Below are 19,462 nucleotides of genomic sequence, written 5' to 3'. Positions count from 1 at the left end.
CGTGGGTCAGCCGTCAAGATCCGAAATCCGCAACCCGTCCTGGATCAGCCGATCGATCAGGGACGCGGGTGCCCATACCGGGTGTTCCTGCGACCACAGACGCAGGTCGTGGCGCAGCACCATGAGCCCCCGCTCTTCTGCCTGATGCATCGGTCCGCCCTGCCACCGCGGGAAACTGTAGCCCGCGACCAGCAGGCAATCCACATCCGAAGGTCGCCGCGCAACCCCACGATCCAGAAGCCGGAACCCCTCGTTTGCGATGGCGGCCAGCCATCGGTTGACGATTTCGCGCGGCGGCATTGCCCGCATCGGGGCGTTTGCCTCTGGCAGTTCCATGGGCACCCTGGCGCCGAAATCCCCCAGGGCTTCGGCCAGAAGACGCTGAGACACGCCCAACCGGGCCAGCTGGGCAAGCGCGGTCTCGCCCGCAGCCATCAGTCTTTGGCCCAGGATGGGGCGCTGCCCGACCAGGATCGACGACAACCCCATGCGGCGCAATGTGGCCACCGCAAGACCGATCTCGCGTGGCGCCTCTTCCGCCAGCACAGCAAGCTCGCAGGTCCGCAGCGATGGGGCCAGTGCAAGCCCCAGCTCTCCCTCGGCACCGCCCAGCACAAGGTGGGCCTGCCCCGTGTCCGACCGCAAGGATCGCGGGGTTGAGGGTCCGGCATGAATCTGCACCGGCGCGGCGGACGCCTGGGCTGATCCCTCGGTCAGCCGTGCCCGCTGCGCATCCCGGTCCCCGGGGGTCAGCCGACCGGCACGCACTTCGGCCGCTTCGGCATGGTCAAGGGCCGCAAGGCTTGCCTGCCGTGCCGCGTCTGACGGGTGATGCCAGTGAACGGCCATTCCGCTGGCCAGCGCCCGGCGGGCCAGCCCGGCCAGCATGGGCGCCGAACCATGCAGTGCAATCGCATCGGCGGCAACTGGCCGCAGCCGGGCAACAGCGGGCGGCAGCCGCGCTGCCCGACGTTCAGCCAGGACGGCGGATCGCAGTGCCCGGGTCTCGGGCGACAGTTCCAGATCCTCGCGCGCCACTTCCTCGAAGGCGCGATGCGCTTCGGGCGGCAGCATGGCCGCAGCCTCGACGCAGGCGATGATCCGTTCGGCCGCAGCCTGCGCCGAAGATCGCAACCGCCGCGCTTCGGCACAGGCTGTCAGGGTTTCGCCCGCCGCGCGAGGTGGCAAGACCGGCCGAATGGGTGTCATCGCAGCCGCGGCAACCGGGTCTGCTGCCAGGGAATCGACCAGACCCATGTCCTGCGCTGCCATGGCGTTGACTGCCCGGCCGGACAGCAGCAAGTCCAGTGCCGCCCTGGCGCCGATCAGCCGGGGCAGGCGAAGGCTGGTTCCGCCTTCGGGGCAAAGCCCAAGCGCGACCTCGGGAAAGGCAATGCGGGTTCCCGGTGCAGCGACCCGGGCGTGCGCGGCAACTGCCAGTTCCGCCCCCGGCCCCATCACCAGCCCCTGCAACGCCGCGATGACCGGCACCGGGGCGGTTTCGACGGCGGCGCACAGATCGGCCAGCGAGGGGACCGCGCGATCCGGTTCAAGGGAGATCGCGCTAGAAAACGTTGCGCCACTACCCGCCAGAACCACCCGGTCACAGTCCAGGGTGGAAAGGGCGTCGATCAATGCCGCGCGCACCTCCGCATCCAGTTCATTGGACGGGCCGCTGGCAAGGCGCAGGACCAAGACCTGCCCCTGCCTCTCTGCCGTAACGCCCGCTGCACCCATTGGCATGTTCCCCCGCCCCTGGGGCAAAGTAAGGCGGATTCAGCGGTTTCAGGCAAGGGCAACCACCCGATCAGACGGGCATGTTGTCGAAACCTTCCTCAGTCTCTGCCTCGGTTGGGTGATGCAGTTGTGTTCCGGGAACCTTTGCCCCCGGCATCAGCGCGGCAAGGGCCTGCATCTCTGCCAGCAGCAGTTCCAGATTCTGGCCTTGCAGCTCGATTCCCGCCTGAAGAAGTTCGGCCTCCTTGCGGATCAGGTCTTCGGTCGGGTCAGGTTTGGTCATGTCGCACATCTCCTGCAAAGCGGGGTCCAGGGTATCGCATCCAGACGGGCCTCGCCGATTTCTTCGCCGCACCGGACGCAGAGGCCGTAACTGCCATCCGCAATCCGGCGCAGCGCGGCGCGGATCTGGGCAATTTCCGCAAGCCCGGCATTTCCGGTGGCCTCGAGCACCTCATCGACCTCACGCTCGGTGGCCAGATCCTCCCAGTCGGGGTTGTGATGCGAGTCGAGTTCCTCCTCGATCGCCTCCAGCCGTTCGCCCAGTTCGATCAGCCGCCCCTCCAGCATGGCCTTGCGGGTCGCCAGCGGTGTCTTCGCCATTTCGTCCATCCAAATCAGTGCTTGCTGCTTCCTGATGAAAGTAAAACGCCGGCTGCGCCTTGACACAAGTCAACGCCGACGCTTTCGCTTTGCGCAGCCTGCGGCTATCCTTGGCTTGGCCGCGGTAACGCGGCACCCTGTACAGAGGAAGACATGGACATCCGTGCGATCACACCAGACTACGCCGTTTCCCCGCAGATCGAGCCTTCGGATCTGCCGGCCATCAAGGCTGCGGGTTATGTCACGGTGATCGACAACCGCCCCGATGGCGAGATTCCGTCCCATCTGCAGGCCGACGCGATGCGTGCTGCGGCCGAGGCGCTTGGTCTGGTTTTCGTCGTCAATCCAGTGATCGGGGGGATGCTGACCATGGACAACGTGGCGGCGCAGGGTGCGGCAATTGCGGCGTCCCGCGGTCCGGTCCTTGCCTATTGTGCCAGCGGCAACCGCAGCTCCATCGTCTGGGCGCTGAGCCAGGCCGGAAAGCGGCCGGTTGATGAACTAATCGCGCTGCCTGCGCGTTTCGGCTATCAGCTGGAACATCTGCGCCCGCAGATCGAGGCGCTGGCCCGGTCGGGCAGCTGAGGCATCAGCCGGCTGCGCGCCATTCCTCTTCCGCTTCGGTTGCCGCGTCCGCCGCGCCAGGCAGCACAGACTGCTCTGGCGATGGTGCCGGCCTGCTTGTCTGCGGTCCAATCGAAAGGATCTTGACCGCGCGCATCCCGCGCTTCTGGCCCAGCCGTGCGCGGGCAACACCGCGAGCGTCCAGGGTTTCAAGCGAAATGCTGTCAACCGTGGCCGAGGCCATTTCCAGCACATCGCCCGGCTTCAGGGCCATGATCCTGCCGATCGTCAGCCTTGCCCGCCCGATGACGGCGTCAAGCCGGCAATCGGCCAGTTCCAACTGCGCCGCAAGCGCAGCCGTAAACTGGGGGGCAGTCTCTTCCACCTCGGCCGATGACCAGGCGGGCCGGTCCCCCCGCCCGATGGCCGGCAAGATCAGGATTGCCTGACCGGTGCGGTTGCCGCCAAGCGCAACATCCGCAGTAAGGACGCGGTAATCCTCTTCCTCCAGGATCAGGGCCAGCGGGCGCACATCTTCCAGCCACGAAGCATAGCGGAAGCCACCGGCCCAGACGAAATCGGCCTCTTCCGCCAGCGCCTCATCCAGGCAGGCAAGCGCCTTGTCGATCACGCCGGACACCATGGCCGCGTCAATCCGCGTCGGGCGACGCGGCGGCGCAGGCTGCGACTGAAGCCGGCCGAGCGCCTGAAGCTCGATGAAGGCGGCCGTCACTGCGGGCGAAAGCATCAGGGCCCCCAGCCCCCCGCGCGGCCCGTCCAGCAAAGCCACGAGGGCGCGATCCGGCGCACTGTCAAGAATCTCGGCCAGTCCGGCACGGGTGATCGCAAGGCGATCCACCCCCAGGTCGAGGCCGAGCGCCTCGCGCGCGGCGCGTGCCAGCGCAAGGCGCCAGCACCGGTCCACACCGGGCGCGCCATCTGCCTGGGACGGGCGGGCGCGGTCGATCTTGCGACGGATGACATGCGACATTCCGGCCCCCCTGTTGCAGCGCGGCCAGACTAGGTCGCCCGGCCTTGACAAAAGGTTAAGCTGCGGCCTTTTCCAGCCGCAGCGGCACGGTCACCCGGAAGGCAGCGCCGCCCTGCCCCGGCAGATAGGCGATGGAGCCGCCAAGGTTGGTCATAACCTCGCGACAGATCGCCAGACCCAACCCTGCCCCGCCCGCCCGGTTGGCATCGGTAAGCCGCGCGAATTTTTCGAAGATCAGCGCCTGGCTCTCTTTCGGGATGCCGCTGCCATTGTCGATGAAGTCGATCATCACACGCCCCGCGCGCTGGCGTACCGCGATCCGCAATTCGGGGTTTTCGGCATCGCAATACTTGCGCGCATTCGAGATCAGGTTGATGAACACCTGGGTCAGCCTGTCGGCATCGGTCTTCAGATAGATCTGTTCCGAGGGTAGGTCGCGGTGGATCACGAAGCTGCGCTCGGGCCGGGTCTGGCGCGCTGCGGTCAGCGCGGTGTCGATCATCTGCTGCAGGTTCGCCATTTCCAGGTTCAGCTGCACCGTGCCGTTTTCCAGGACCGAAAGATCCAGCAGATCGTCCAGAAGCCGAGTCAGCCGCTTCGCCTCGTCATGGATGATCTTGCCATACTTTGCCACCATGTCCGGCGGAAGATCGCCTTCCGTCAGGATTTCCGAGAACGCCCGGATCGACGTCATCGGCGTGCGCAGTTCGTGGCTGATCTGGCTGAGGAAGGCGTCCTTCTGGATCGAAAGCTGGGTAAGCTTCTCGTTCGCTTCGCGCAGGGCCCCGGCGGTGCGGGTCAGCTCGGCCTCGCGGGCCTCGAGCTGGGCGGAGTATTCCATGATCTGAGCGGATTCGCTGGCCACCGCCATCAGATCCTCGACCGTCACCATCGCGCGGCCGACCAGTTGGCTGATCATCGCGTGTGCCGTCGCGGCACCGACCGAACCTGACAGGCGTGCCTCGAGCGTATCAAGGAAGGCCGGTGTAGGATCGGGCAGGAAACCCTCCTTGCCCTGATCGCGGGCGGCCGACTGAAACAGGGTCAACGCCGCCTCCTCGCCCAGGATACGCTGCGCCATGGTCAGCAGCGCCTCTGGCTCTGCCTGACCGCGTGCCCAGCGTTGCGGGCCGGCGCCGCCGTCGAAGACGTTGACGAAGGCCGCCCCTTGCAGGCGTTCCACCGGTCCCGGGAAGGTCAATAACGAACCGAGGCAGAAGGCCGCGGTGTTCAGCGTCATCGACCAAAAAAGCGCATGGGTAAGGGGGTCCATCGCCTCGGTGCCGAACAGCGCGTGGGGGCGCAGCCAGGACAGTCCGAAAAGCCCCTGCTGGAAGACGGCTTCCGACAGCGCCGCCCCGGGCCCGAAGGACGGGAGGAACGAGGCAAAGGCCCAGACCGCAAAGCCGGTGACCAGCCCGCACATCGCCCCGACACGGGTCGCCCCGCGCCAGAACAGGCCCCCGATCAGCGCAGGCAGAACCTGCGCCACACCCAGAAAGGCAATCAAGCCGATGGCCGCAAGCGCCGCCGAACCGCCAGAGACGTGATAGTAGCCATACCCCAGCGCCAGAACCGCCGCGATGGCGATGCGTCGCGCGCGCAGCACGACGACACGCAGATCGTCGCCCGCACCGGCCGTCGGATGCCAACGCAGCCAAAGCGGAATCACGATGTGGTTGGAAATCATCGTGGCCAGCGCGATGGATTCGACGATGACCATCGAGGTGGCCGACGAGAACCCGCCAAGGAAGGCCAGCATGGCCAGGCTGCCCTGCCCTTCTGCCAGCGGCAGGGTCAGCACGAACATGTCGGGGTTGGATCCCGCCGGCATCCGCTCAAGTCCCACCACGGCGATGGGCACGATGAACAGGCTCATCAGCATCAGATACAGCGGAAAGGCCCAGCTGGCGCGGGCAAGGTGCCCCTCGTCATCGTTTTCCACGACCATGACCTGAAACATCCGTGGCAGGGTGATGACTGCGACGGCCGAAAGGAAGATCAGCCCCGTCCATCGCCCCGGCTGCACCTGCCACGCGTTCAGATGTGCCGCGTCGATCCTGGCGATGATGTCGGAAACGCCCCCGGCGATTCCCCAGACGACAAAGGCCCCGACCGCGAGAAGGGCAACCAGCTTCACCACTGCCTCGACGGCAATTGCCGTGACGATGCCGTGGTGCTGTTCCTTCGCGTCCAGATTTCGGGTGCCGAACAGGATGGTGAACAGGGCAAGCCCCACAGCCACCCAGATCGCCGTGCTGCCGGCATCGAGGGGCGCCTGTCCGTCAGGTGCGGCGCTGGCAAAGACGCCGAAGCTCAGCACCACCGATTGCAGTTGCAGCGCGATGTAGGGCGTGGCCGCAACAACCGCGATCAGGGTGACGATCACCCCCAGCGTGTTCGACTTTCCGAAGCGCGAGGAGATCAGGTCCGCGATCGACGTGACCCGGTATTGCCGCCCGATCCTGACCAGCTTTCGCAAGAGCCACCACCAGCCGACAAAGACCAGCGTCGGGCCGAAATAGATCGTCAGGAACTCCAGCCCCGACCGCGCCGCATAGCCGACCGCACCGTAGAAGGTCCAGGCGGTGCAGTAGATCGACAGCGAAAGCGTATAGACCAGTGGCGAGCGCAGCCAGCCCAGCCGCCCGATCAGCGCCCGGCGCTCGACAAGGAAGGCTACGGTAAACAGGAAGATGACATACAGCAGGCAGGCCGCCACCAGAAGGTTGAAGGGCATGTCAGTCCTCCTCCTCCTCGGGCTGTTGTTCATCGGCGCGCAGGCCCGGGGCAAAGGCGGCCGCAAGACCGATCAGGATCAGCCAGACAGCAAAGAAGTAAATGACATCAGCCGAACTCAGGCTGACCTCTGCCTTCGGTGTCCACAAGAGCGGCACCAGAAGAAGAAACAGCCCCACCACCGGCAGAAGCCGCGCCGCATCCCGCAGGCGGCGGCGGCGGTAGGGCGCCCGGGCAAGGAACAGAGGCGGTTTCACCCGGGCCATCGCACAACCCCTAGCGCCCCACAAGCGCGCGCACTTCAGCCACTATTTCGGCATTCGAGAAGGGCTTGGATATGAAGCGGTCGGCCCCGGCCTGCTCGGCAAGTTCCCGGTCGCGGCCGCGCGCCGTCAGCATCATCACCGGCAGTGCGCGGGTTTCGGGATCAGCACGCAGCGCGGCCAGGATTTCCAGCCCGGACATGCCGGGCAGCATGAGGTCGAGGATCAGCAGGTCGGGACGGTCGGCGCGCACCCGCTCCAGAACCTCGGTGCCCTGGGCAAGATGGCTGACCCGCCAGCCTTCCCGCGACAGGATGAAGCGCATCGCCTCGGCGATGTTCGGCTCGTCCTCGATGAGGAGCACATGCAATGTCACCGGTTCCCCCCCGGGCGGGCTTGGCGCCGCCTCTGATTCACTATCCGCAGAACCGGCCCGCCTGTCAAAACCGGATGCGTCAGAGGGCAAGGCCCAGGATCGAGGGTTCCCGCCGTGCCGGGCATTCGGCCTTGGCACAAACGCGGCAGCTGGACCCGACAGGCAAAGCCGCACCAGCCCCCGGCTCTGCCGGAAGAATCAACATGGCCGCCGCCCTCAGTTCGGGTCCGCGCAGGCCTTGCGGATGTTGCATTTGGCCCCAGGCAACCGTTCGGAAGGTCCGTCCGCCCTGTCCGGCGATCGAAACCAGCGCCTCGACCGGCTGGCCCGGTCGGCCGAGTGCCGTGTAAAGCGGCCACAGCGGGCAAGCCGCACCGAAGCGCGGCAACGGAAACCCCGAAGCAGGCTTGCGAAAGGTCAGCGTGCCCGATCCGTCGCAGATCACCAGTCCCGCCGCGACATCGGACCGAAGCGCCAGCCGCCGCATGACCGTCAAGGGATCAGCGCCGAAACGGTCGGCCAGCGACAGGGGGTCTGGTCCGGTGACGGCAAGGGCTGCGGCGAACGCGGTCTCGGGCAGCGCGCGCGCATCGGCGGCGGCTTCGGCCAGAAGCCTTTGCGCCAGACTGCGTGCCGCAGTAGAAGCCAGCGCGGCGACATCATCCCTGCACCCCGAGGCCAATTCTGCATCGGTAAAGATCCAGCCTCGGCGGTTAAGCCAGTCCTCCACCTCTTCCTGCGGAGACGCGATGCCCTGTTCGGCGATTCCGCTGCCTGCATCCAGATAGGCAACAAGCGCTTCTGCACCTGCTGCCAGCCGTTCGCTGTCATGGTGCAGGTTCCTGTGGAAGCGCGAGGCCCATTGCGGATCAAGGTCTTCCGTCTCGGCAAGAATTGCTGCTGTGGCCCGCACCGAGGACAGCGACGACAGCACCTCGTGCAGCGCCTGCGACAGGTGGGGGTCATGGCTCATCCGGTCGTTCAGAGCTTCGACCGCGCGTTCCAGCATCTGCACGCGCCGGTCCAGCGCCACCAGAAGCTCGGCCCAGCCGGGAAAGCGGCTGACCAACTCCTCGGCCCGGTCGAGTTCTGCAAGCGTCGGTGTCGCACGCGATGCGGCAGCCCGCAGATCCTCGACCAGTGCCGCATCCTCGTCACCGGCCAGTGCGGCACGGTCCAGGCCCAGAATGCCGGCCAGCCGGTCGATCAGCTCGGGCGAAACCTTGCGCCGGTTGTGTTCGATCAGGTTCAGGTAGCTGGCAGAAATTCCGGCCGCCTCTGCCACGTCAGCCTGCCGCAGGCCCGCGGCCAGCCTTCGTTCGCGCAGACGTGTTCCTGTCAGGGTGGACAGCGGCATCGGAACGAATTCCCGGAAGCATTTACAGGATGAGTCCCGATTTACAATGCATAGTCAATCAGTGCCAAGCCCCGCGAAGCTTTCCCGCGGGCTGCCTGCGACAGTGCGGGATCAGTCCTTCACCGGGGCAAGCAGCACCCATTCCACAGCTCGGTGCATCAGGCATGTGCCGCCGAATGGCCCTGTCCGCGCAGGAAGGTCGGCACGTCATGAGAAAGGGCGGACGCAACCCACGGCCGCGCCCGCCCGCTTCAGCAGCGTCCAGCGATCAGTTCGCCAGCGCCTTGTCGGTGATCATGTGGGTCCAGGCCCCTTCCGGCGCCTTCGAGATCACCGGGTCGGACCCGCCGGCCAGCAGCGTGGCCACCGTCCGTTCGTAGTCGGCCGGGTCAAGCGCGCCGTTCGAGCCGGCGGTCAGCTTGGCCACCTCGCCCATCATCCGCTTCTGGTGGGCCTCGGTCTGGGCGCCGGTCTGGTCGTTCTCCAGCACGATCATCGCGGCTTCGTCCGGGTTCTCCTCGGCATATTTCCAGCCCTTCATGCTGGCACGGACGAACTTGACCATCGTCTCCTGGAAGGCAGGGTCGGCCAGCCGGTCCTCAAGCACATAAAGCCCGTCCTCCAGCGTCGCCACGCCCTGATCCTCATACTTGAAGGTCACCAGGTCGTCGGGGCTGATGCCGGCGTCGATCACCTGCCAGTATTCGTTGTAGGTCATGGTCGAGATGCAGGCGGCCTGCTTCTGCAGCAAGGGGTCCACGTTGAAACCCTGCTTCAGCACGGTCACGCCACCAGGGCTGCCGTCGGTCTTGAAACCGAGCTGGCTCATCCAGGACAGGAACGGGTATTCGTTGCCGAAGAACCAGACGCCCAGCGTCTTGTCGGCAAAATCCTTCGGCTCCTTGATCCCCGTCTCCTTCAGGCAGGTCAGCATCATGCCCGAGGACTTGAAGGGCTGGGCGATGTTCACCAGCGGCAGGCCCTTTTCCCGCGCGGCGAGCGCCGCCGGCATCCATTCCACCACCACATCGGCGCCGCCACCGGCGATGACCTGGGTCGGCGCGATGTCCGGGCCGCCCGGCAGGATGGTGACGTTCAGGCCCTCCTCTTCATAGAAGCCCTTGTCCTTGGCGACATAATAGCCAGCGAACTGGGCCTGGGTCACCCATTTCAGCTGCAGCTTCACATCCTCGGCGCTGGCGCCAGAGGCTGCCGCTGCCAGGAAGGCCGCCGTGATCAGTCTCTTCATCTTCGTTCTCCCGTGTTGAGCCCGTATCCCGGGCCTTTGTTAATGCCGTTGCGACGGATGCCAGAATGTCACCCACCGTTCGATCAGGGCGATCAGACCATAGAAGGCCGAACCCGCCAAGGCCGCCACCGCAATCTCGGCCCAGACCATGTCAAGGCCAAGCCGCCCGACCTCGGTCGAGATGCGGAACCCCATGCCGTAGATCGGACTGCCGAAGAATTCGGCAACGATGGCCCCGATCAGGGCCAGAGTCGATGCAATTTTAAGCCCATTGAAGACGAAGGGCATCGCCGCCGGCAGGCGCAGTTTGATGAGGCTCTGCCAGTAGCTTGCCCCCCAGGTGGCCATCAGGTCGCGCTGCATCCGCTCGCTCGCCTGAAGACCGGCAACGATGTTCACCAGCATCGGGAAGAACACCATGACCACCACGACCGCCGCCTTCGACTGCCAGTCGAACCCGAACCACATCACCAGGATCGGCGCCAGGCCGACGATGGGCAGCGCGGCCACGAAGTTTCCGATTGGCAAAAGCCCGCGCTGCAGAAATGGTGAACGGTCGATGGCGATGGCGGTAAGGAACGCCGCACCGCAGCCGATCAGGAAGCCCGGAATTGCCCCCCGGAGGATCGTCTGCGCAAAATCCTGCCACAGGACCGGCATCGAGGTCGAAATCTTCGCGGCGATGGCCGATGGCGCCGGAAGGATCACCGGGGCGACCCCCAGGCCCCGCACCAACCCCTCCCACAAGACCAGGACTGTCGCGCCGAAGATCAGCGGAACCAGCGCGCGGCCGAACCCCCTTCGCGACAGCGGTTGCCCCGCCAGCCAGACATTCAACGCCCAGGCGCCCAGCCAGACGGCGACAGCGATCCAGAGTGCGCTCATGCCGGAACCCCCATGCGCCTGCGTGCCAGCCGTTCCACCAGCCCCACGGTCACGATCAGCAGCCCTGCCAGGATCGCCGCCGCGAACAGTGCCGCCCACATGATCAGCGGCTCGCCGAATTGCGATCCGATCAACATCCGCGCGCCCAGGCCCTCGATCGCGCCGGTCGGCAGCTCGCCCACGATGGTTCCGACAAGGCTTGCGGCGACCGCCACCTTGAGCGAGGCGAAGAAATACGGCATCGAGGCTGGCAACCGAAGCTTCAGGAAGGTTTCGGTCTGGCTTGCGCTGTAGGTCTTCAGCAGATCAAGCTGCATCTGGTCCGGTGCCCGCAACCCTTTCACCATGCTGACCAGTACCGGAAAGAAGGACAGATAGGCCGCGATGATCGCCTTCGGCACATCGCGCCCCGAAATGCCCAGCTGGCTGGACAAGGTGATGATCATCGGCGCCAGCGCAACGATGGGAATGGTCTGGCTGATGATCGCCCAGGGCATCACGCTCTGGTCCATTACGCGGAAGCGCACGATGGCCATGGCCAGAAGCACGCCCACGATGATCCCAAGGCCGAACCCCGTCATCGTGCCCTTGAAGGTGACATAGCCGTGATAGACCAGGCTGCGCTTCGATGTGACGGCCTGTCCAAAGAGGCCCTTCCAAAGCTCTGCCCCCACCTGGTGCGACGGTGGCAGAAGCGGGCGCGTCTGGTTCATCGTCTGGGGGATCACCTCTGCCCAGGTCACCTGCTGACCGGCGCGCTCTGCCTGGTCATAGACCCATTTCGCGTTCATCCAGACCGCAGCGGCATACCAGATCGCCACGATCCCGGCGAGGACGGTCAGGACGGGAAGCGCCCGGCTCATGCCCTGCCTCCCTGCGGCCAGGCGATCATCGCCACTGCCACCACACCCAGCGCCATGCCGGCCAGTTGCAGCGGCGAGGGGCGCTCGCCAAACACCACGATCGCCATCAGCGAGATGGCAACCAGCTGGAAGATCGCCGATAGCGCAATCGCCAGCCCCAACCCGTTTGCCCGCATCACCTGCACCATCAGCCAGTTGCCGACACAGAACAACGCCAGCGCGCCGACCAGCACCGGCCAGCCGCCCTTGACGGTATAGGTCTTCAGGACGCCATTTGCCGCCACGAACACCGCCGTCGCGGCCGAAAGCCACAGAAAGCTGATCCCGCCCATCTAGAGACCCCGGTCCTTGTCACGCTTTTCCTTCACGTTGATCGCCACGATCACCGCATACATCGCCAGAAGCCCGACAAACATCAGCCCGGCCTCGCCAAACGGCCGCCCCTTCAGCCAGTCGTCCACCACCAGCACGGCCACCGCAACGGTGCAGAACAGCCAGATCGCCGTGATGATGATCATCTCGCGCCAAAAGGCCTGGCGCCGCTTCTTCTGCGCCGCCGTCTCGCGCTTCTTGCGCGTCGAGGGTGGGGGAACCGCCTCGGGCGAGACTTCATCGCTGTCGACGAAAACCTCGCCCCGCCGGAAGGCCGCCAGCCGCTTCGACAGAAGCCAGATCTCATGGCCGAGGATCAGCGGCACCAAGACCAGCGCCATGGCCTTGATCCAGATGTAGTCCCACCAGTTGCGCGGGTTCAGGCTCACCTCGTCCAGCGCGACGAAGAGCGCCACGACCGCGACGCCCAGCACGATCACCAGCGCAAAACCCGTCTCGCGCGCAAAGGCCCCCCAGGCCTCGGCCGGGGTCCTGGGCGCCACGCGGCGCCCGCGCCAGGCGCGGCGGGTCTCAGTCATCCTGATGTCCCGCCCTCAGCCCCTCGCGCACGCGGTGGGCTATCTCGATGAACTCGCGGCTGTCGCGGATGTCGAGCGGGCGCTCTTTCGGCAGCGGGCTGTCGATCACATCGGTGATCCGGCCCGGACGCGGCGACATCACTACGATCTTGGTCGAAAGATAGACCGCCTCGGGGATCGAATGCGTGACGAAGCCGATGGTCTTGCCGGTGCGCGCCCAGAGCTTCAGCACTTCCTCGTTCAGCCGGTCGCGAACGATCTCGTCCAGTGCGCCGAAGGGTTCGTCCATCAAGAGGATGTCGGCATCGAAGGCCAGCGCCCGCGCGATCGAGGCGCGCTGCTGCATGCCCCCCGACAGCTGCCACGGGAACTTCTTGCCGAAACCCTTCAGCTCCACCAGCTCCAGCACCCGTTCGGTTCGTTCTTCCTGCTCGGCCTTCGGGAACCCCATGATCTCCAGCGGCAACCTGATGTTCCCGGCGATCGTCCGCCACGGATACAGCCCTGCCGCCTGGAACACATAGCCATAGGCGCGCTTCTGGCGTGCCTCGTCCGGGGTCATGCCGTTCACTGTCAGCGTTCCCGAGGTCGGATGCTCCAGCGCCGCGATGCAGCGCAGGAAGGTGGTCTTGCCGCAGCCCGAAGGCCCGATGAAGCTGACGAAATCGCCCTTGCCGATCGTCAGGTTCACGTCCTTCAACGCCTGCACCGGCCCGTCCGATGTCTGAAAGACAAGGTTCAGCCCCTTCGCCTCGATCACCGGCTGGTCCAGACTTTTCGTGTCCTTCACACCCACATTCCTTCACATTCCCGTTGTCGGCCCGTGCGATCCTGCCATTGGCTTACCATCTGAAGCACGAAAGGAGGACCGCCATGCTTTATGACACCTTGCAGACGACCCTCGCTTTTGCGCCGCAGCCCGAGGATCTGGAAGACATCCACTTCGACGCCCCCGTCATCGCCTTCCACCCGCCCGCAGCGGATGACGAGGAAAGCGAGCCGGGAGAGCCCTGACACCCCTCACACCCCCGTTGCCGGGATACCCGTCCGTTCGACGGGCCGCGGCGCGGTCAGATCCTTCCATTGGGTCAGTGCCCGGTTAACCGCCGGGCGCGCCTCACGAGCGACGAACTTGCCGTGGCCTTCCTGCGTGCGCACCTCGCCGTCGTGGATGGCCACATGGCCGCGGGTCAGGGTATAGCGCGGCAAGCCCTTCACCTTGTGGCCCTCGAACACGTTATAGTCGATCTTCGACTGCTGTGTGGCGGCCGAGATGGTCTTTTCCTTCTCGGGATCCCACACGACCAGGTCGGCATCCGCGCCTACCAGAACCGCGCCCTTCTTTGGATAGCAGTTGAGGATTTTCGCGATATTGGTTGAGGTTACGGCGACAAATTCATTCGGTGTCAGCCGCCCCGTGTTCACCCCGTGGGTCCAGAGCATCGGCATCCGGTCCTCCAGGCCCCCCGTCCCGTTCGGGATCTTCGAGAAATCGCCCCGGCCGAACCGCTTCTGTTCGGTGGTAAAGCTGCAATGGTCCGTGGCCACGACCGAGAGCGAGCCGCTCATCAGCCCGGCCCAGAGGCTGTCCTGGTGCTGCTTGTTGCGGAACGGGGGCGACATGACGCGGCGGGCGGCATGGTCCCAGTCGGGGTGGAAGTATTCTGACTCGTCCAGCGTCAGGTGCTGGATCAGGGGCTCGCCCCAGACCCGCTTGCCCGCCGCCCGCCCCCGACGGATCGCCTCATGCGCGTCCTCGCAGGAGACGTGGACGACGTAGAGCGGCACGCCGGCCATGTCAGCGATCATGATCGCGCGGTTCGTGGCCTCGCCCTCCACCTGCGGCGGGCGGGAATAGGCGTGGCCCTCGGGGCCGGTGTTGCCTTCCTTCAGAAGCTTCGCCGTCAGTTCCGCCACCACATCGCCGTTCTCGGCATGGACCATGGCAAGGCCGCCAAGGTCGCCCACGCGGCGGAAGCTGTTGAACAGCTCATCGTCATTGACCATGAGCGCGCCCTTGTAGGCCATGAAATGCTTGAAACTGGTGATCCCGGCCTTGACCGAGTCCTCGATCCCCTGCCAGACCTTCTCGCCCCACCAGGTGACGGCCATGTGGTAGGAATAGTCGCAGGTCGCGCGGGTGGACTTGTTCGACCAGACCTTTGCCGCATCCATCAGGTCCTGACCCTGCCCCGGCAGGATGAAATCGACGACCATCGTGGTCCCTCCACTCAGTGCCGCCCGGGTGCCGCTTTCGAAGTCATCCGCCGAGTAGGTGCCCATGAAGGGCATCTCCAGATGCGTATGCGGGTCGATGCCGCCGGGCATGACGTAGCAGCCGCTGGCATCCAGAACCTTGTCACCCTTCAGGCCCTGCCCGATCTCGACGATCACGCCGCCCTCGATCTTCACGTCGGCCACATAGGTCAGGTCCGCCGTGACGACCGTCCCGCCCTTGATCACCGTCGAAGCCATCGAACCTCTCCCTGCTTTCATCTTTACGATCGTTTGCTTAGCCCCGCGCCCTGATTGCGCAGTCAGGCGACGACCTCCGCCACCTCAAGGCAGGCATGCAGCAGCACGTCCGTCCCCGCCGCGGCCCATTCCGGGCTGATCTCCTCTGCCTCGTTGTGGGAAAGCCCGTCCACGCAGGGGCACATGATCATCACCGTGGGCGCGACGCGGTTGATCCAACATGCGTCGTGGCCGGCGCCGCTGACAATGTCCATGTGGGAATATCCCAGCTTTTCAGCAGCTTGCCTGACGACCTTCACCAAGCCGGGGTCGAAGGTGACGGGGTCGAAATGGCCCACCGGCTCGATCTCGCAGCCAAGGCCCAGCTCGCGTGCCACCGCGTGGGCCGCGCGTTCCACCTCGGCGCGCATCGCGTCGAGCTTGGCCTGCTCGGGGCTGCGGATGTCCACCGTGAACACCGCCTTGCCGGGAATCACGTTGCGCGAGTTCGGCCAGACGTTGCACTGGCCCACGGCCCCCACGGCGTTCGGCTGGTGGCTCATTGCGATCTGGTGGACCCGTTCCGTGATCCGCGCCATGCCGAGGCCGGCATTCACCCGCATGTGCATCGGCGTCGATCCTGTATGCGCCTCTTTTCCCGTCAAGGTGATCTGTAGCCACCACAGACCCTGACCATGGGTCACGACGCCGATGTCCTTGCCCTCGGCCTCGAGAATCGGGCCCTGCTCGATGTGAAGTTCCAGCATCGCATGCATCTTGCGCGCACCGACCTTCTCGTCGCCCTCCCAGCCGATGCGGGCCAGCTCGTCGCCGAACCGCTTGCCTTCCGCATCGCGGCGGTCCTTGGCCCAGGCCTCGTCATGCATGCCGGCAAAGACGCCCGAGGCCAGCATCGCCGGGGCAAAGCGCGTACCTTCCTCGTTCGTCCAGTTCGTTACCACGATCGGGCGGCGGGTCTTCACCCCCATGTCGTTCAGCGTGCGCACGACTTCCAGAGCACCCAGGACTCCGAGCACCCCGTCGTACTTGCCGCCCGTGGGCTGGGTGTCGAGGTGGCTTCCCATGTAGACCGGCAGCGCCTCGGGGTCGGTGCCCGCACGGGTGGCGAACATGTTGCCCATGGTATCGACGCCCATGGTCAGGCCGGCCGCCTTGCACCAGGAGGCAAAGAGGTGCCGCCCCTCGCCATCGGCATCGGTCAGGGTCTGGCGGTTGTTGCCGCCCGCCACGCCCGGGCCGATCTTCGCCATCTCCATCAGGCTGTCCCACAGCCGCACGGAATTGATCCGCAGGTTGTCCCCGGTTGCTGGCATCTTACTCTCCCTGTTCGCGCCGGGACCATCCTGCCCCTTGCCGCGACTCGTTTCCTGACCGTATGGTCAAGATGAAACGCATCACAACCTGACCAGACGGTCAACAAAAATCCGGGGAGCGATGAGCGGCGACGCCCAGATTTCACGCATCAGGCCCGGCCGCCGCACGGATATTCGGCGCGAGAACGAACGCGCGATCCTGGATGCAGCCGAGAAGGTCTTTGCCGAGGCCGGTTTCGGTGGTGCTACCATGCAGCTGATCGCCGACATGGCCGGGTTGCCCAAGGCGAACCTGCACTACTATTTCGCCACCAAGGAGGATCTGTATCGCCGCGTGGTGCAACAGATCTTCGAAATCTGGCTGGATGCGGCGTCAAGCTTCGATGATGCGCCGGGGCCGGTCGAGGGAATCGGTGCCTACATCGATGCCAAGATGGATATCTCGCGTCGCCATCCGCACGGGTCCAAGGTCTGGGCGTCAGAGGTCATGCACGGCGCTCCGGTGATCCAGGACTATCTGGAAACCACGCTGCGCGACTGGACCGAAGGACGGATCGCGGTGATCCAGCGCTGGATCGACGAAGGCAAGATGCGGCCGGTCAACCCGCGGCATCTGCTGTACATGCTTTGGGCTACGACCCAGCACTACGCCGACTTCAGCCACCAGATCCAGACGCTGAATGGCGGCAAGCCACTTACCGACAGGCAATGGGCCGAGGCGAAGGCCAGCGTGAAGGACATGGTCCTGCGCGGGATCGGCGCGATATAGGAGAGCGCGATGGACAGTGACGACCTTGAAGCCGAATACGCCGGGCTGGAACTTGCCCGGTTCGACGAAACCTCGGCGCTTCGGCTGGGCGAAATCCTGATCGACCTTGCCCTGGCCGAGGATCTGGGCGTGGTGATCGACATCCGCACCGCAGACCGGACGCTGTTCCACGCCGCGCTGCCGGGCTCTGCCCCGCTGAACGATCTTTGGGCGCGGCGCAAGTCGAACACGGCGCTGGCCTTCCAGCTGCCCACGCTTCTGGTCGCACAGCGCAACAGGGCCAGGGGCCAGACGCTCGACCGGCACGGGCTGGCACCGGCCGATTTCGCAGACAGCGGCGGGGCGGTGCCCATCCGGGTCAGGGGGGCAGGCGTCGTCGCCGTGGCCACCGTCTCTGGCCTTACTCAGGAAGAGGATCACAGGCTGGTCGTACGCGGCCTTCGGGCCCTGATGGCCGTATAGGGCGAACCGGAAACCATCGTGCCGTGACGGTCGCCAGACATCCGGTCGCGAATGGCCGGGCGATCTGTCCTGAACCTGCGACGGCTGACCGCATCCCCCTTGCAACCAAGAAGCGCGCGCCTATGTCGGCAAGAAACATCAAGGGAGATCAACATGTTCACTGGCATCAAGCGTTCACTCCTGGTCATTGTCGCCATGGTAACCATCATTCCCTGGGGGATGATGCAGCTGGTGCAGTAGGCCATCGGTCAGGCCGGGTCGGAAGGGACGGAGCGGGCGAATGGTTTGACCCGGCACGCGCCTGCACGCTATCCAGTGAGGCACAGTGATCAGTTCCGTGACCGCATGTCAGCCACCACCCGCCCCCGTACCCGCATCCAGCAGAAGAATCGCGAAGCCATCCTCGATGCCGCGCTGGAGGTGTTTTCCCAGCACGGGTACCGGGGTGCAACTCTGGACCAGATCGCCGAGGTGGCGGGCCTGTCCAAACCGAACCTGCTTTATTACTTCCCGTCGAAAGAGGCGGTACACAAGGCGCTGCTGACCGGTCTTCTGGACACCTGGCTTGATCCGCTGCGGGCGATGGATCCGGCCGGAGATCCGTTAGCCGAAGTCATGTCCTATGTCCGCCGCAAGCTAGACCTGGCCCGCGACTACCCGCGGGAAAGCCGCCTTTTTGCCGGGGAAATCCTGCAAGGTGCCCCCAGAATGCGTGAGGTGATCGAGGGCGATCTGCGCGAACTGGTCGCCGAAAAGGCGCGTATCCTTGCCCACTGGATGGACGAAGGCCGCATTGCCCGCGTTGATCCGGTGCATCTGATCTTCTCGATCTGGGCGCTTACGCAGCATTACGCCGATTTCGATGTTCAGATCCGGGCCGTGCTTGGCCCCGGCCACGATCCCTTTGCCGAGGCCGGCATCTTCCTGGAAACCCTGTTCCAGCGGCTGCTGACCCCGGCCGTGCCCCGGACTCCCGGTAATTGAAGCGTCTGCAGCGAAGGCATGGGCGGTGATGCTGCGGCAGGGTGTCGGCACGGCCAAGGCAGCCCGGATCAACAAGGACCACCGAGCCGGGATAGCCTTGCCCGCCCGTCTTCCCGGCGTTTCGGGGTGCGCAGCGCCCTCGTCTGGCACAGGGCGGCGCTGCGGCACGGCCCCGCCCGTCGCAGGGCCCCTACAGGTCAGTTGCCCTGACGGGTAAAGCTGGTGCGATTGTCCGGGCCGATCGACAGCCAGCCTGCGACCGTTCTGGCGACGTGGTTGGTGATCATCGACTTTTGCGTTACGCCCTTTCTTCTGGCCTCGCGCATCTGATTGCCAGCCAGGGCGGGCAGCTCCGCCCGGATCTCGGTCGCCGGCAGCAGCTCTTCCCCCGTCCGGGCATCGACAACCCGGGCCGTGAACTTGATGTTGTGAACGCCCCAGTTGGTTCCCCGCTGTTCGGCCTCGAACGTCAGGGCGTGGAACCGCAGAACTGTCACCTCGATCACGACCGGGCGCGAACCCCGCAAACCTTGCGCCCCAAGGGTAACGGCGGCGTCCATGATCGCGGCCACCTGTGCATGGCGGTCGCCAAGCGGATCCTCGCGCCAGACAATGTCGGCGTTCGGCAGAAGGGTCTTGGCCTCGCTGACCGTCAGGGTCTTTGGCACCGAAACCCGCACATCCGCCAGCCGCCAGCCGGCGGAAACACTGGCCGGAACGGGAACATAGTCGGTCTTGAACGTGCCGCCGCCCACACATGCAGTCAGCAGCAACCCGGACAGGCCAAACAGGACAACGCGGCGCGCAATGGACATCGATACCTCATGAAATCAGATCAGACCCTGCCTTGTCCCCCCACTCCTAGTGGTCGAGCGTGGCCAGAGCAAGTTGAGACCTTGGCAGAAAAGGGATGGCGGCTTG

General features: G+C 65.4%; 22 protein-coding genes. 5 read left to right on the top strand and 17 right to left on the bottom strand.

The window, feature by feature from the left end; translation table 11 throughout:
- Positions 1-6 precede the first annotated feature (6 nt).
- The 3 genes from EYB42_RS06715 to EYB42_RS06705 form a co-directional block, all read right to left on the bottom strand.
- Entirely contained in the window at positions 7-1,737 is a 1,731-nt protein-coding gene (locus tag EYB42_RS06715) for an enoyl-CoA hydratase-related protein (protein ID WP_276605853.1), read from the bottom strand.
- A gap of 70 nt (positions 1,738-1,807) precedes the next feature.
- Positions 1,808-2,020, bottom strand: a complete 213-nt coding sequence (locus EYB42_RS06710; RefSeq protein WP_135449100.1) for a hypothetical protein — start codon at positions 2,018-2,020, stop codon at positions 1,808-1,810.
- Complete coding sequence (locus EYB42_RS06705; RefSeq protein ID WP_135449099.1) at positions 2,017-2,340, bottom strand: TraR/DksA family transcriptional regulator; 324 nt, start codon at positions 2,338-2,340, stop codon at positions 2,017-2,019. Before EYB42_RS06705 ends, EYB42_RS06710 begins: the two co-directional genes overlap by 4 nt.
- 153 nt (positions 2,341-2,493) lie before the next feature.
- On the opposite strand from EYB42_RS06705, the gene EYB42_RS06700 reads away from it, so the two are divergent.
- On the top strand, positions 2,494-2,925 hold the full coding sequence (locus tag EYB42_RS06700) for a TIGR01244 family sulfur transferase (protein WP_135449098.1): 432 nt from the start codon (positions 2,494-2,496) through the stop codon (positions 2,923-2,925).
- A 4-nt stretch (positions 2,926-2,929) separates the two neighbouring features.
- Here EYB42_RS06700 and EYB42_RS06695 read toward each other — a convergent pair whose 3' ends face one another.
- The 11 genes from EYB42_RS06695 to EYB42_RS06645 form a co-directional block, all read right to left on the bottom strand.
- The gene (locus tag EYB42_RS06695; protein ID WP_135449097.1) at positions 2,930-3,895 is read right to left on the bottom strand and encodes a FliM/FliN family flagellar motor switch protein; all 966 of its coding nucleotides are present in this window, start codon (positions 3,893-3,895) and stop codon (positions 2,930-2,932) included.
- Positions 3,896-3,950: 55 nt separating this feature from the next.
- Positions 3,951-6,635, bottom strand: a complete 2,685-nt coding sequence (locus tag EYB42_RS06690; protein ID WP_135449096.1) for an ATP-binding protein — start codon at positions 6,633-6,635, stop codon at positions 3,951-3,953.
- A gap of 1 nt (position 6,636) precedes the next feature.
- Entirely contained in the window at positions 6,637-6,900 is a 264-nt protein-coding gene (locus EYB42_RS06685; protein ID WP_135449095.1) for a hypothetical protein, read from the bottom strand.
- Between the two features lie 10 nt (positions 6,901-6,910).
- Positions 6,911-7,273: a response regulator transcription factor gene (locus EYB42_RS06680; RefSeq protein WP_135449094.1), complete on the bottom strand. Its 363-nt coding sequence runs from the start codon at positions 7,271-7,273 to the stop codon at positions 6,911-6,913.
- Positions 7,274-7,352: 79 nt separating this feature from the next.
- Positions 7,353-8,630, bottom strand: a complete 1,278-nt coding sequence (locus EYB42_RS06675) for a helix-turn-helix domain-containing protein (protein WP_135449093.1) — start codon at positions 8,628-8,630, stop codon at positions 7,353-7,355.
- A gap of 268 nt (positions 8,631-8,898) precedes the next feature.
- Positions 8,899-9,879: an ABC transporter substrate-binding protein gene (locus EYB42_RS06670; protein WP_135449092.1), complete on the bottom strand. Its 981-nt coding sequence runs from the start codon at positions 9,877-9,879 to the stop codon at positions 8,899-8,901.
- Between the two features lie 39 nt (positions 9,880-9,918).
- Positions 9,919-10,764 (bottom strand): ABC transporter permease, encoded by an 846-nt coding sequence (locus tag EYB42_RS06665; RefSeq protein ID WP_135449091.1) that lies wholly within the window; start codon positions 10,762-10,764, stop codon positions 9,919-9,921.
- Positions 10,761-11,627: an ABC transporter permease gene (locus EYB42_RS06660; RefSeq protein WP_135449090.1), complete on the bottom strand. Its 867-nt coding sequence runs from the start codon at positions 11,625-11,627 to the stop codon at positions 10,761-10,763. Before EYB42_RS06660 ends, EYB42_RS06665 begins: the two co-directional genes overlap by 4 nt.
- A complete protein-coding gene (locus tag EYB42_RS06655; protein WP_135449089.1) occupies positions 11,624-11,959 on the bottom strand; it encodes a hypothetical protein in 336 nt (111 codons plus the stop codon). The genes EYB42_RS06660 and EYB42_RS06655 overlap by 4 nt, the downstream gene beginning before the upstream one ends.
- Positions 11,960-12,538, bottom strand: coding sequence for a hypothetical protein (locus EYB42_RS06650; protein ID WP_135449088.1), 579 nt, complete (start codon positions 12,536-12,538; stop codon positions 11,960-11,962).
- Complete coding sequence (locus tag EYB42_RS06645; RefSeq protein WP_135449087.1) at positions 12,531-13,328, bottom strand: ABC transporter ATP-binding protein; 798 nt, start codon at positions 13,326-13,328, stop codon at positions 12,531-12,533. The genes EYB42_RS06650 and EYB42_RS06645 overlap by 8 nt, the downstream gene beginning before the upstream one ends.
- 83 nt (positions 13,329-13,411) lie before the next feature.
- Here EYB42_RS06645 and EYB42_RS17310 point away from each other — a divergent pair, with 83 nt between their 5' ends.
- Entirely contained in the window at positions 13,412-13,552 is a 141-nt protein-coding gene (locus EYB42_RS17310; RefSeq protein ID WP_167850948.1) for a hypothetical protein, read from the top strand.
- Positions 13,553-13,558: 6 nt separating this feature from the next.
- Here the strand turns inward: EYB42_RS17310 and hydA are convergent, their stop codons facing one another.
- Positions 13,559-15,013: a dihydropyrimidinase gene (gene hydA / locus EYB42_RS06640; RefSeq protein ID WP_135449086.1), complete on the bottom strand. Its 1,455-nt coding sequence runs from the start codon at positions 15,011-15,013 to the stop codon at positions 13,559-13,561.
- 62 nt (positions 15,014-15,075) lie between these two features.
- Positions 15,076-16,326, bottom strand: a complete 1,251-nt coding sequence (locus tag EYB42_RS06635; RefSeq protein ID WP_135449085.1) for a Zn-dependent hydrolase — start codon at positions 16,324-16,326, stop codon at positions 15,076-15,078.
- 121 nt (positions 16,327-16,447) lie between these two features.
- Between EYB42_RS06635 and EYB42_RS06630 the strand changes: the two genes are divergently transcribed.
- The 3 genes from EYB42_RS06630 (at position 16,448) to EYB42_RS06620 (ending at position 18,541) form a co-directional block, all read left to right on the top strand.
- Entirely contained in the window at positions 16,448-17,095 is a 648-nt protein-coding gene (locus EYB42_RS06630) for a TetR/AcrR family transcriptional regulator (RefSeq protein WP_135449084.1), read from the top strand.
- A gap of 9 nt (positions 17,096-17,104) precedes the next feature.
- Positions 17,105-17,557 (top strand): heme-degrading domain-containing protein, encoded by a 453-nt coding sequence (locus EYB42_RS06625; RefSeq protein ID WP_135449083.1) that lies wholly within the window; start codon positions 17,105-17,107, stop codon positions 17,555-17,557.
- 345 nt (positions 17,558-17,902) lie between these two features.
- Positions 17,903-18,541, top strand: a complete 639-nt coding sequence (locus EYB42_RS06620) for a TetR family transcriptional regulator C-terminal domain-containing protein (RefSeq protein WP_135449082.1) — start codon at positions 17,903-17,905, stop codon at positions 18,539-18,541.
- A 197-nt stretch (positions 18,542-18,738) separates the two neighbouring features.
- On the opposite strand, the gene EYB42_RS06615 is transcribed toward EYB42_RS06620, so the two are convergent.
- The gene (locus EYB42_RS06615; RefSeq protein ID WP_135449081.1) at positions 18,739-19,356 is read right to left on the bottom strand and encodes a DUF6778 family protein; all 618 of its coding nucleotides are present in this window, start codon (positions 19,354-19,356) and stop codon (positions 18,739-18,741) included.
- Positions 19,357-19,462: the final 106 nt, after the last annotated feature.

It is taken from the genome of Tabrizicola caldifontis, from assembly GCF_004762095.1.
GTDB classification, from domain to species: Bacteria; Pseudomonadota; Alphaproteobacteria; order Rhodobacterales; family Rhodobacteraceae; genus Tabrizicola; species Tabrizicola caldifontis.
The sequence above is the reverse complement of the archived record's forward strand: the minus strand, read 5'-3'. Positions and strand labels throughout refer to the sequence as shown.

Excerpts from the sequence above, each read along its gene's own strand:
- EYB42_RS06715 (WP_276605853.1), bottom strand. The coding sequence starts at position 1,737 with ATGGGTGCAGCGGGCGTTACGGCAGAGAGGCAGGGGCAGGTCTTGGTC.
- EYB42_RS06710 (WP_135449100.1), bottom strand. The coding sequence starts at position 2,020 with ATGACCAAACCTGACCCGACCGAAGACCTGATCCGCAAGGAGGCCGAA.
- EYB42_RS06705 (WP_135449099.1), bottom strand. The coding sequence starts at position 2,340 with ATGGCGAAGACACCGCTGGCGACCCGCAAGGCCATGCTGGAGGGGCGG.
- EYB42_RS06700 (WP_135449098.1), top strand. The coding sequence starts at position 2,494 with ATGGACATCCGTGCGATCACACCAGACTACGCCGTTTCCCCGCAGATC.
- EYB42_RS06695 (WP_135449097.1), bottom strand. The coding sequence starts at position 3,895 with ATGTCGCATGTCATCCGTCGCAAGATCGACCGCGCCCGCCCGTCCCAG.
- EYB42_RS06690 (WP_135449096.1), bottom strand. The coding sequence starts at position 6,635 with ATGCCCTTCAACCTTCTGGTGGCGGCCTGCCTGCTGTATGTCATCTTC.
- EYB42_RS06685 (WP_135449095.1), bottom strand. The coding sequence starts at position 6,900 with ATGGCCCGGGTGAAACCGCCTCTGTTCCTTGCCCGGGCGCCCTACCGC.
- EYB42_RS06675 (WP_135449093.1), bottom strand. The coding sequence starts at position 8,630 with ATGCCGCTGTCCACCCTGACAGGAACACGTCTGCGCGAACGAAGGCTG.
- EYB42_RS06670 (WP_135449092.1), bottom strand. The coding sequence starts at position 9,879 with ATGAAGAGACTGATCACGGCGGCCTTCCTGGCAGCGGCAGCCTCTGGC.
- EYB42_RS06665 (WP_135449091.1), bottom strand. The coding sequence starts at position 10,764 with ATGAGCGCACTCTGGATCGCTGTCGCCGTCTGGCTGGGCGCCTGGGCG.
- EYB42_RS06660 (WP_135449090.1), bottom strand. The coding sequence starts at position 11,627 with ATGAGCCGGGCGCTTCCCGTCCTGACCGTCCTCGCCGGGATCGTGGCG.
- EYB42_RS06655 (WP_135449089.1), bottom strand. The coding sequence starts at position 11,959 with ATGGGCGGGATCAGCTTTCTGTGGCTTTCGGCCGCGACGGCGGTGTTC.
- EYB42_RS06650 (WP_135449088.1), bottom strand. The coding sequence starts at position 12,538 with ATGACTGAGACCCGCCGCGCCTGGCGCGGGCGCCGCGTGGCGCCCAGG.
- EYB42_RS17310 (WP_167850948.1), top strand. The coding sequence starts at position 13,412 with ATGCTTTATGACACCTTGCAGACGACCCTCGCTTTTGCGCCGCAGCCC.
- hydA (WP_135449086.1), bottom strand. The coding sequence starts at position 15,013 with ATGGCTTCGACGGTGATCAAGGGCGGGACGGTCGTCACGGCGGACCTG.
- EYB42_RS06635 (WP_135449085.1), bottom strand. The coding sequence starts at position 16,326 with ATGCCAGCAACCGGGGACAACCTGCGGATCAATTCCGTGCGGCTGTGG.
- EYB42_RS06630 (WP_135449084.1), top strand. The coding sequence starts at position 16,448 with ATGAGCGGCGACGCCCAGATTTCACGCATCAGGCCCGGCCGCCGCACG.
- EYB42_RS06625 (WP_135449083.1), top strand. The coding sequence starts at position 17,105 with ATGGACAGTGACGACCTTGAAGCCGAATACGCCGGGCTGGAACTTGCC.
- EYB42_RS06620 (WP_135449082.1), top strand. The coding sequence starts at position 17,903 with ATGTCAGCCACCACCCGCCCCCGTACCCGCATCCAGCAGAAGAATCGC.
- EYB42_RS06615 (WP_135449081.1), bottom strand. The coding sequence starts at position 19,356 with ATGTCCATTGCGCGCCGCGTTGTCCTGTTTGGCCTGTCCGGGTTGCTG.